Annotated in this window: 9 protein-coding genes and 1 pseudogene; 9 read left to right on the plus strand and 1 reads right to left on the minus strand. The window is 65.1% G+C overall.

The genetic code is table 11. The features are described 5' to 3' along the window. Positions 1 to 24: 24 nt before the first annotated feature. From F4U95_RS07650 to F4U95_RS07685, 8 genes are all read left to right on the plus strand, one after another. Positions 25 to 2,112, plus strand: a complete 2,088-nt coding sequence (locus F4U95_RS07650; RefSeq protein WP_150425204.1) for a TonB-dependent siderophore receptor — start codon at positions 25 to 27, stop codon at positions 2,110 to 2,112. Positions 2,113 to 2,134: 22 nt separating this feature from the next. Then, complete coding sequence (locus F4U95_RS07655; RefSeq protein ID WP_150425205.1) at positions 2,135 to 2,767, plus strand: DUF4198 domain-containing protein; 633 nt, start codon at positions 2,135 to 2,137, stop codon at positions 2,765 to 2,767. Between the two features lie 158 nt (positions 2,768 to 2,925). Further along, positions 2,926 to 5,244 carry a TonB-dependent receptor gene (locus tag F4U95_RS07660; protein WP_150425206.1) on the plus strand — a complete coding sequence of 773 codons (2,319 nt, stop codon included), beginning with the start codon at positions 2,926 to 2,928 and terminating at the stop codon, positions 5,242 to 5,244. Between the two features lie 127 nt (positions 5,245 to 5,371). After that, positions 5,372 to 6,403 (plus strand): D-alanine--D-alanine ligase family protein, encoded by a 1,032-nt coding sequence (locus F4U95_RS07665; protein ID WP_150425207.1) that lies wholly within the window; start codon positions 5,372 to 5,374, stop codon positions 6,401 to 6,403. Then, positions 6,400 to 7,209, plus strand: coding sequence for a nucleotidyltransferase family protein (locus F4U95_RS07670; protein ID WP_150425208.1), 810 nt, complete (start codon positions 6,400 to 6,402; stop codon positions 7,207 to 7,209). Before F4U95_RS07665 ends, F4U95_RS07670 begins: the two co-directional genes overlap by 4 nt. Before the next feature lie 15 nt (positions 7,210 to 7,224). Beyond that, positions 7,225 to 8,301 (plus strand): sugar-transfer associated ATP-grasp domain-containing protein, encoded by a 1,077-nt coding sequence (locus F4U95_RS07675; protein WP_246171529.1) that lies wholly within the window; start codon positions 7,225 to 7,227, stop codon positions 8,299 to 8,301. Beyond that, positions 8,298 to 9,470: a glycosyltransferase gene (locus F4U95_RS07680; protein WP_150425210.1), complete on the plus strand. Its 1,173-nt coding sequence runs from the start codon at positions 8,298 to 8,300 to the stop codon at positions 9,468 to 9,470. Before F4U95_RS07675 ends, F4U95_RS07680 begins: the two co-directional genes overlap by 4 nt. Beyond that, the gene (locus F4U95_RS07685) at positions 9,457 to 9,975 is read left to right on the plus strand and encodes a phosphoribosyltransferase (protein WP_150425211.1); all 519 of its coding nucleotides are present in this window, start codon (positions 9,457 to 9,459) and stop codon (positions 9,973 to 9,975) included. Before F4U95_RS07680 ends, F4U95_RS07685 begins: the two co-directional genes overlap by 14 nt. Positions 9,976 to 10,204: 229 nt before the next feature. Here F4U95_RS07685 and F4U95_RS07690 read toward each other — a convergent pair. Beyond that, a pseudogene (locus F4U95_RS07690) lies at positions 10,205 to 10,432 on the minus strand (coproporphyrinogen III oxidase); the annotation flags it as partial. Between the two features lie 77 nt (positions 10,433 to 10,509). On the opposite strand from F4U95_RS07690, the gene F4U95_RS07695 reads away from it, so the two are divergent. Then, positions 10,510 to 10,812 (plus strand): HAD family hydrolase, encoded by a 303-nt coding sequence (locus tag F4U95_RS07695; protein WP_246171522.1) that lies wholly within the window; start codon positions 10,510 to 10,512, stop codon positions 10,810 to 10,812. Positions 10,813 to 10,866: the final 54 nt, after the last annotated feature.

A 10,866-nucleotide genomic window follows, 5' to 3' on the forward strand; every position in this document is an offset into this window, starting at 1 on the left:
GAACATAGCGGAAGGGGCGTTGGAATGAAGGTGAAGTGGATCGCGCTGCGCAGCGCAGCGGTTATGGCGCTGTGCCACACGGCGGCCTATGCGGCGGAAGACGCCATTCCCGCCGATGCGGATCAGGCGCAGGACAGCATCATCGTCACCGCCGCGACGACCGGTACCAAGACGGACACCGCGCTGGTCGAACTGCCCCAGCCGATCAAGGTGATCAGCGCCGAACAATATCTCTCCCAAGGTGCGATCAGCATCAGCGACACGGTGAAATATGCCGCCGGCGTGCTGGCCAATCCCTATGGCCGCGACACCCGCGTCGATGGCTTCAACGTGCGCGGTCTGGATGCGCTCCAGTTCCGCGACGGCATGCGCGACATCTTCAGCTACTATGCCAGCGTCGCGTCGGACCCGTACAACTTCTCGCGCGTGGAAATCGTGCGTGGCCCGGCATCGGTTCTGTTCGGTCAGGGGTCGATCGGTGGCCTCGTCAACCTGGTCAGCAAGACGCCCGAATTCCGCACAGGCGGGGAACTCAACCTCGTCTATGGCAGCTATGACCGCAAGGAAGCGATGGGCGACGTCAATGTCGCGCTGGCCGGCAATCTGGCGGTGCGCTTCGTGGGGCGCGTCCGCGACGCCGACACCTATGTCGATCATGTGCCCGACGACCGCGTGATGTTCGCGCCTTCGATCCGCTGGCAGCCCACGCCCGACACGGACATCGTGCTGAATGGCGTCTATCAGGAAGATGATACCGGCTCGACCTCGCAATTCCTGCCGATCATCGGCACCTTCCGCCCCAACACCGTCGCGGGCGAGCAGCTTGATCGCTATACTTTCGTCGGCAAGGCCGGCTGGGACCATTATAATGGCCGGTCGTTGCAGGGCGGCGGCTCCATCACCCACCGCTTTTCCGACGCGGTCAAGATCAGCCTGAAGGCTCGCTATATCGATAGCGACCTTTCCTATAACACCCATTATGCCGACAGCTATTCCAACCCGCAGGATCCCTTCTCGGTCTATGGCACCGACGGCCGCACCATCGCCCTGACCGCCGACGCCAGCGATGCGCGCATGAACGTCTTTTCGACCGACAATAATGTGCAGTTCAATTTCAACACCGGCGCCAATATCGAACATAAGCTGCTGGTCGGCATCGACTATAGCTGGAACAAGGTCGGCAAGCGCTATGATGGCGGCAACGAACTGGTCGATCTTTACGACATCGATTACGACTCGCTCAAGACCTACGACCCCACCGGGCCCTTCACCACGGAAAGCCAGAAGCAGCTGGGCATCTATGTCCAGGATCAGATCCGCTTCTACGACCGCGTCTCGGTCGTGCTGGGTGCGCGCCGCGACCGCGTGACCGGATCGTCGGGTCAGAAGGATAATGCCACCACCTTCCGCGCCGGCATCATCGGCGAAATCGGCGCCGGCATCTCGCCCTTCTTCAGCTACACCGAAAGCTTCCTGCCGGTCGCCGGCCGGATCGAAAGCGGCAAGGACGCGCAAGGCAACACGATCTACGGAGATCCCTACAAGCCGCAGACCGGGACGCAATTCGAAGCGGGCGTGAAGTGGCAGCCGGGCGTCAACACGCTGGTCACGGCAACGGTGTTCAAGATCAAGGAGCGCAATCGCGTCCTCTATCTGGCCGCTGGCGGCACCACCCAGTCGGGTGAACTCAACACCAAGGGGTTCGAGATCGAGGCCAGCCATACCTTGCCCGGTAATTTCGAGCTGCTGGCCAATTATGGCTATTCGAAGCTGAAATCGGAATCCAACACCAACCTGGATTATATGCCGCGCCACACGGCGTCGATCTGGTCGACCAAGACGTTCGGCCTGCCCGGTGAGGCGCAGCTGCGTCTGGGCGGTGGCGTCGTCTATAGCGGCAAGAGCGTCTCGACCAGCACGATCTGGTCGATCGTCACGCCCTCGCGCACCACGGTCGATGGGCTGGCGGAGATCAACTGGCAGAATTGGCGCTTTGCGCTCAATGCCACCAACCTGCTCAACAACAAATTCTACGCATCCTGCCTCGCGCGTGGCGATTGCTTCGTGGGCGCGCCGCGCAACGTGATGGGCACGGTTGGTTTCCGTTTCTGAAGATTATGACGGGAGAGTGAAGATGAAGATATTGTCCATGGCCCTGCTGGCGTTGGCCGGCCTGACCGCCACAGCGCAGGCGCATGAAGTGTGGGTGGAGCGCGACGGTACCGGCCCGGCGCGCATCTATCTGGGCGAACCGGCGGACGTTCTGCCCGAAGGCGGCGATCCCGAGTTCGAGAAGCTCAACGCACCCAAGCTTGTGCCCGCGTCCAAGGCGGCGCAGACCCGCAAGGCCGGCTATATCGAGGTGGCCGCCCCCGCCGGCGACGTGCGCGTCATCGACGACAGCGTGTTTGCACCCTGGGGTGAGGACGGCAAGAAGGAGGGCGTGATCTATTATGCCCGCGCCGGCCGCACCGAAGCCAAGGCGGGCCTGCCGCTGGAAATCGTGCCGACCGCCGCCAATGCCGACAGCTTCACGCTGGTACGCGACGGCAGGCCGGTGCCCGCCGCCAAGCTGACCGTCATTTCGCCTGACAAATGGACGAAGGAACTGGTCACCGACGCGCAGGGCCGGGTGACGTTGCCGATCAAGGCAAAGGGCCGTTTCATCGTCACGGCCTCGCAGGAGGAGAAGGGCGATCTGACCCTCGCCAATCAGAAGGTCGCGACCCTCTATCATATCGCGACGCTGACCTTCGTGAACGACTGACCATATACAGGGCCGGGGAGGGCGTTGTCTCTCCCCGCCTTCTTTGTGACAGGCCTGTCACGCGACTGACTTCGTGCCGTCAACCATCCCACATTGCACTGCAATATCGCGCAGCTAGGCCGCCCCCGACCAAGGGTCCAAAGGGGGATTATAAGTCCATGCGTATCACCACCGCTCTGCTGATGGCGTCGACCGCCGTCATCGCCATGCCAGCCTTCGCCCAGAATGTGGCGCCCGTCGATGCCGCCGCTGCCGATGCTGGCGCGGAAATCGTCGTTTTCGGCCGGGGCGAAACCCGCCAGGTGCAGGAAATCACCAGCAAGGACATCATCACGCTGACGCCCGGCACCAATGCGCTCAAGGCCATCGAGAAGCTGCCCAGCGTCAATTTCCAGTCGTCCGACCCGTTCGGCAATTATGAATGGTCGCAGCGCGTCACCATCCGCAGCTTCAGCCAGAACCAGCTTGGCTTCACCTTCGACGGCATTCCGCTGGGCGACATGAGCTATGGCAACCATAATGGCCTGCACATCACCCGCGCCATCAGCAGCGAAAATATCGGCAGCGTGCGCGTGTCGCAGGGCGCCGGCTCGCTCGGTACGCAGTCGACCGGCAACCTTGGCGGCACGATCGAAACCTTCTCCGCCGATCCGGCCGATTATCTGAGCGGTGGTTCATTGGGCGCGCAGGGCAACCTGACCTATGGCAGCGACGAAACCTGGCGCGCTTTCGGCCGGGTCGCCCTCGGCACGCGCGATGGCATTCGCGGCTTCCTCTCCTACGGCTATGGCGCGACCGACAAGTGGCGCGGTCAGGGCACGCAGGATCAGCATATGGGCAATGCCAAGGTCGTGATCCCCGTGGGCGAAGCGAAGATCGATGGCTGGCTCAGCTATTCGGATCGCCGCGAGCAGGATTATCAGGATATGTCGATGGGCATGATCCGTCGCCTGGGCTGGAAGTGGGATAACACCTATCCCGACTATAGCCGCGCGATCGACTATGCCGACCGGCTGAACGACGTCGATCGCGTCAGCAACAGCGGTGGTTCGCCCTTCCCCGATGGCCGCTACGACTATAGCGGCGCGCCGGTCGCCGGCGGTCAGGTCTATCCGGGCAATGTCACCAGCGCCGACGACGCCTATTATGACGCGGCGGGCCTGCGCAAGGATTGGCTGGGGTCGATCGGCCTGACCACGCCGCTGGGCGAAAACGCCAATTTCAAGATCAAGGGCTATTATCACAACAACAGCGGCATGGGCCTGTGGGCCACGCCCTATACGCCCAGCCCCAACGGCGTACCCATGTCGATCCGCACCACCGAATATGACATGGACCGCATCGGCGCGTTCGGCAGCGTCGATTACACGATCGGCATCCAGACGCTCAGCGTCGGCGCCTGGTACGAAAATAACAAATTCCATCAGGCCCGCCGCTTCTACGCCTTTGCCAGCCGCACCGATCCGGGCCTGAGCTTCCGCGACTATCCCAAGAACCCCTTCGCCACCCAGTGGGAGTTCGATTTCACTACCGATACGTTCCAGTACCATGTGCAGGACAAGATCGACCTGGGCACCGTGACGATCAACCTGGGGTGGAAGGGTTTCAACGTCACCAACAAGGCGGACGCGATCGTCGCCTCCACTTTCCCGGAAGGCAAGATCAAGGCGCAGGACTGGTTCCAGCCCCATGCCGGCTTCGCGGTGGAACTCAGCCCCGAAATGGAAGCCTTTGGCGGCTTCACGCAGGTGACCCGCGCCTTCGCGTCGGCCACCACAGCCGGTCCCTTTCAGACCAACCAGGCCGGCTTCGATCAGATCAAGGACGATCTGAAGCCGGAATCGTCGGACACCTATGAATTGGGCCTGCGCTATAACAGCCCCGTGTTCAACGGCGTGGTGGGCGCCTATTTCGTCAACTTCCGCAACCGGTTGAACGCGGTGCAGGTGGGCAGCCCGATCCAGGGTCTGGCGTCGGCACTCCAGAATGTGGGCAAGGTCCGCACGATCGGCGTCGAGGCGGCCGGTACGGTCAATCTGGGTTCGGGCGTCAGCCTGTTCGGTTCCTACAGCTATACCGACGCCACCTATCGCGACGATGTGTTCAACAGCTCGAACGGCATGCTGGTCGCCGCGCTCAAGGGCAAGACGGTCGTGGACAGCCCCAAGCACATGCTGCGCGGCGAGCTGAATTATGATCAGGGTCCGCTCTTCGCCCGTATCGGCGGCAATTATATGTCGAAGCGCTTCTACAGCTACACCAACGACGTGTCGGTCCCCGGCCGCGTGATCGTGGACGCTTCGATCGGTTATCGCCTGACCGACAAGATCGAAGTGCAGCTGAACGCCAGCAACCTGTTCGACAAGAAATATGTCAGCACGATCGGTTCGGGCGGTTTCGGCAACAGCGGCGACGCGCAGACCCTGCTGATCGGCGCGCCGCAGCAATTCTTCGCGACGCTGAAGGCCGGTTTCTAAACTCCGTAACGACGGACGGTTCGGTCACAAATGCGTGACCGAACCGTCATCATTTTGACCGAGTGCGGTTATCCCGCTGCAACGCCAATGTAGGCGCCCTGTCACGCGCGGCCTGTAATCCGGCGGCATGATCGCGACACATCCCCGCCAGATCCGCATCCCCGCCGCCGACAAGGCGCGGCTGCGCCTTCTCTTCCTTGCCAAGCATGCCTGTGCCGACGGCCGGCCGGACGCGCAGGATGGCAATCACGCCATCTATCATCATGAAATGCGCACGACGCTGGAGGCGATCGGCCTCAACGTCGATGTCGCGAACAGCTATGACGCGCTTTACGAGCGGCCCGATACGGACTTCGTCGTCACCCTGCTCAACCGGGGCGGTTTCCAGAATAGCGAGATGCTGGCCCCCTTGCTGCTCAGCCGGTGTGATATGCCTTATCTCGGCGCCAGCCCGATCGTGCGTGGCCTGTCCGACGACAAATATCTCAGCAAGATGATCGCCCGCGCGCGCGGCGTGCCGACCATGGCGGCGCAGCTTTTCCGTCGCGGCGGCCTGTTCGAGGCACCCGCGTTCGAAGCGGATCGGCTGGTGATAAAGCCCAACGCTTCCTCCGCCTCCTGGGGCGTGAAGATGGTCGATACATGGGCGCAGGCGCGCGATCATGCCGACAGCCTGTTCGCGCTGGGCCATGATGTGCTGGTGGAACAATGGGCGCCGCTGCTGGACGTCGCAGTGCCGGTGGTCGGCGGCAGCGGTGGCCAGCCCTGGATCCTGCCGCCGATGATGTATGTCCCCGCCGACCCGCATCGCGAGCGCAGCTATGAGGAGAAGCGCGGCCTGATCGACGCGGGCGACGATCCGCTGATCCTGGTGGAGGATGCCGACCTGCGCAGCCGGCTGGAAGCGATGACCGCCGCGCTGCTGCCCGAACTCTGGCCGTTCGACTATGGCCGTTTCGAATTCCGCTATGATCCGGCGAGCGGGCAATTGCTGTTCATGGAAGTGAACCTGTCCTGCAATCTCTGGTCGAAGAAGACGATCTCGCGCTCCGCCGCCTCGATCGGCGTCGATCATGCCGCTTTGGTCGAAACCATCGTCGGGCATAGCCTGGCGCGGCAGGGCCTGCTGGACGAAGCGATCGTGCAGGTGGCGGCATGAGTGGCCGGACAACGGCGATCCTGCTCGCCGGCCGCCGCGACGGCGCGACCGATCCGCTCGCGCTGACCCATGGCGTCAGCCACAAATGTCTGGTGCCGGTCGCCGGCCAGCCGATGCTGCTGCATGTCATCGACGCGCTGGTCGCCAATCGCCGGATCGGCACGGTCCGCGTGGTGATCGAAGATCCCAATTTGCTGGCGACCATCCCGGCGTTGCGCGGGCTGCTCCATAATGGCCGGCTGGTCGGCGTGCCGGCACAGCCCAATCTGGTGGACAGCGTGCTGGCCGGCGCGGAGGGGGCTGCCTTCCCGCTGCTCATCACCACCGCCGACAATGTGATGCTGACGCCGGACGCGATCGACGAGATGCTGGATGGCTGCGCCACGCAGGGTGCGGACGCGGCCGTCGCCTTCACGCGCCGCGCGTCGGTGCTGGCCGCCCATCCGGAGGGGCAGCGCAAATTCTACACCTTCGCCGACGATGGCTATTCCAACTGCAACACCTATTGGCTGCGCGATCGCAAAGCGTTGAAGGCCGCCGAAACCTTCCGGTCGGGCGGGCAGTTCGTCAAGCATCCCGGCCGCATCATCGGTGCCTTTGGCCTCATCAACCTCATCCGCTTCCGCTTTGGCATCGGCACGCTGGATCAGGCCTTCGCCCGCTTCTCGCGCCGCTTCCGCATGACCATCAGCCCGGTGATCCTGACCGACGGCGCGGTGGCGATCGATGTCGACAATGCACGGTCGCATGGCGTCGCCACGACCCTGCTCGACCAGCGCATGTCCATGGCGCAGGCGGCGGAGTAACGTCCCTTGCTGACCGTGCGTGCGCTGCCGCTGCGGGACCGGGGCGGCAATGCCCTGCTGCGGGCCTATCATGACGGGCTGGTCCGGCATTGGACCCCTGCGCAGCGTCTGGCCGGCCATCTGCTCGCCGCGCTGGGGCGGGGCGGCTGGACGCCGGCCGAGCGGCTGTATCTGGGCGACGCGGTGCGCGGGCAGGGCCTGAGCATGCGCGATCGCAAGGGGCTGCACCGGCTGCTCAACCCCGCCGCCTTTCCGCTCGCCACCAATCCGCTCAAGAACAAGCAATTGTTCGCGCGGGCCGCATCGGGCCTGCCGTTGCCGGACGCCTGCGATCCTGATCGGCAGGATCTGGACGCATGGCTCACAGGGCAGGATGATATCATCGCCAAGCCCAGCTACCGGTCGAAGGGGCAGGGGGTCGAGCGTTTCGTGCGCGAAGGCACTGGCTGGCGCGATGGCGATCGGGCGATGGACGCTGCTCAGCTTGCGACCCATCTGCGCCGCGTCTGGCGGCAGGGCGGGGTGATCCAGCAGCGCCTGCCCACGCATGGCGCGTTGGCGGACCTGTCGCCGGGCGCGCTGTCGACATTGCGCATCGTCACCTGCCTGAATGAACAGGGCGAACCGGAGATTTGCGACATGGCGCTGCGCCTGTCGGCTGGCGGCCCGCGCCCTGTGGATAATTTCAACGCCGGCAATCTGGTGCTGGCGGTCGATGGCGCGGGTCGTTGCGGTCCGGCCTGGCGCAGCGGCGGCAAGCGGCCGCCCTCCCGCCACATCAGTCACCCTGTGACCGGCGTGGCGATCGAGGGCGCGTTGCTGCCCGATCATGCCGCCGCGCAGGCGCTGGCGATCCGGGCGCATGAGCGGTTCCGCGAGGGCTTCACCCTCATCGGCTGGGATATCGGCCTGACCGCGCAGGGACCGGTGCTGATCGAGGGTAATTGGAATCCCGGCACCGACATCGTCCAGCTGGTGAACGGCCGGGGGCTGGCGGACAGCCGGCTCGGCATCCTTTACGGCCATGCATTGTCCCGCCTGACGGCGGAGGACTGGCGCGGGGCGCGGGTGGTGCAGCGGGACCGGCGATGAAGATCGCCCTCTATGTCCATGCGCTGGCGGCCACCGGCGTCGTCCGCAACGTCCGCCTGCTCGCCGCCGATTTCCGGGCGCGGGGGCATGATGTGACGCTGCTGACCGCGCTGCCGGGGGGCAAGGGCGTGGACGGCGTGCCGCATCATGCGCTGCTGTCCGACACGGGCGGATCGCGCCTGCTCCAGAAATGGCGCGCCATGCCCCGGCTGAAAGCCCATCTGCGCGCGCACCGGCCGGACCTGCTGATCTCCGCCGGCAATCATGGCCATCTGACCGCGCTGCTGGGCAGCCGGGCGATGCCGGGCCTGCGCCGCCTTTATCGCATCAGCAACGACCTGCGCCGCGCCGCGCCGGGCACACCCAAAAGCGCGATCCGTTCGGCCGGTCGATCGCTGGTCGCCCGGCTGCTGGCGGCGGATGCGGATCATCTGCTGCTGGTATCGCCGACGTTGGCGAGCGACACGCCTGCCTTCGGTCGCGCACTGGCCCAGGGTCGCGCCACCATCATCGAAAATGCGATCGACCCCGCCATCGCCCGCGCGCGCGCCGTCGAGCCATCGCCCCATGGCTGTTTCGACGATGATGTGCCGGTGGTGCTGGCGATCGGCCGGCTCGCGCCGCAGAAGAATTTCGGCACGCTGCTTACCGCCTTCGCCCGGTTGCGGGAGGGCGGAACCACCGCCCGCCTCGTCATATTGGGCGAGAGCCGCGACGATGCGCAGCGTCTGTTGCGAAACCAAGCGGACGCACTCGGCATCGGCGCGGACCTGCTGTTGCCGGGCACGGTCGACAATGTCTTCCCCTGGATCGCCCGCGCCGCCGCCTTCATCCTGCCCAGCTGGTGGGAGGGATCGGCCAATGTCCTGCTGGAGGCGATGGCGCTTAACATACCCGTCGTCGCCTCGCACAGCGCCGGCAATGCGGCGTCGGTGCTGGACGGGGGACGTCATGGCCTGCTCGTCGATCCGGCCGATCCGGCCGCCATGGCGCGGGCATTACAGCATCAGATCGACCCGGCCACCGCGCTGCATCCCGGCGACCGGATCGCGGCTTATGGCCTCGACGCGATGTTCGATCGATGGGCCGCTTTGCTGGATGGCATCGACCCGCATTGCCCCCGCGCGTCGGACAGGCTAATTCCTGTCCTCACGCATGAGCAACGATAGCCCGATCCTCCACCCCATCACCCACGACCGCTTCCTGGGCGATGTGCAGGCACTGGCCCGCGCGATTGAGGCCGGCGACTGGGCGCCCGACATGCTGGTGGGCGTGGGGCGCGGCGGGCTGGTGCCGGCGGTCTATCTGTCGCACCGGTTGAACCTACCGATGCTGTCGATCGACTATAGCAGCGCATCGGCAGACGCGGCGCTGACCGATGTGGCGGCGCGCAGCGCGTCGGGCACGCGACTGCTGATCGTGGACGATATCAACGACAGTGGCGGCACGATCGCGGCCTTGCGCCGCCTGCTGGCCGAAAAGGGCGGCGATGCCCGACATCTGCGTTTCGCCGTCCTGCTCGACAATAGCCGTTCGGGCGAGCGTGTCGATTATTGGGCGGACAGCATCGACCGCGATACCGACAAACGCTGGTTCGTCTTCCCCTGGGAAGCGCTCGCCACGCAGCAGGCGATCGTGGATGAAGCCTTGTCGGTGCCCGATCGCCTAGCCTGACCCGCCGCGCCTTTCGCGATCGGCGTTACACAGCAGGACATGGCAGGGACCGCCCGGCATGGGCTGCCGCTGCGGCGCGCGATGCTCGGGCGGCGGCGTCCCGCAAAAGGGGATGGCGCGCGCCGCAGCCGGGGCCGGCAGCGCCGCCGCCGCCAGATGAGGCAGGCGGCCGCCGCCAGCCAACCGCCTCTAGACCGCATGGCTGAACCGCTTTTCCTCGACCGCCAAATAGGCGTCGAATCGCACCGGTCAGTCGCTGGACGCGGATGGCCGCGCCGGTGTTGCAACCGCAATACCAGCATATGTCGTGGCAATAGGGGATGTGGACATAGAGGGAGAGCGGCGTGTCCGCCTTCATCCCGTCCAGCCGCGCCAGCAGGTCCGCTTCGCCCACGGCGTCGCTGAACTGGGCGGCGGGGAGATAGCTGGTGTAGCGCGGCACCGGCCGGGCGAGCAGATCGGGATGATAGGCAGGCGCTGGACGGGGGCGAGGCGGCCGCGATCGAGAATGTGCGGGAGGTCGCCGGAGAAGGCGTGTTTTCGCGCCATGGGCATGAAGATGTGTCGCTCGCCAGGCCGCGCAGCCTGATCAACCTGTTCGGCCTCGCCAGCGAATATCGGCGTGGCGACCATGCGACCTTGCTCAGCTTCGCCGACGCACTGCGGCCCGATGCGATCGACGTGGTGGGCGATTTGAGACCGGATGGCCTGGCGATCCTGATTGCCAGCGGAGACAGACCCGAAGCGCTGGAAGATGTCGCGCGCGCGACCGGCACGACCGCGATCGGCCATCTGCGCCCCGCCGACAAGCTGGCGCTGATCGAACGGCAGAAATGACGGGGTCAAAAGATCTTGATGGTCGGGGATGAAGACTGATCGGGAACTCGCGCC

The sequence above is a fragment of the Sphingobium limneticum genome (assembly GCF_008710165.1).
Lineage (GTDB): Bacteria > Pseudomonadota > Alphaproteobacteria > Sphingomonadales > Sphingomonadaceae > Sphingobium > Sphingobium limneticum.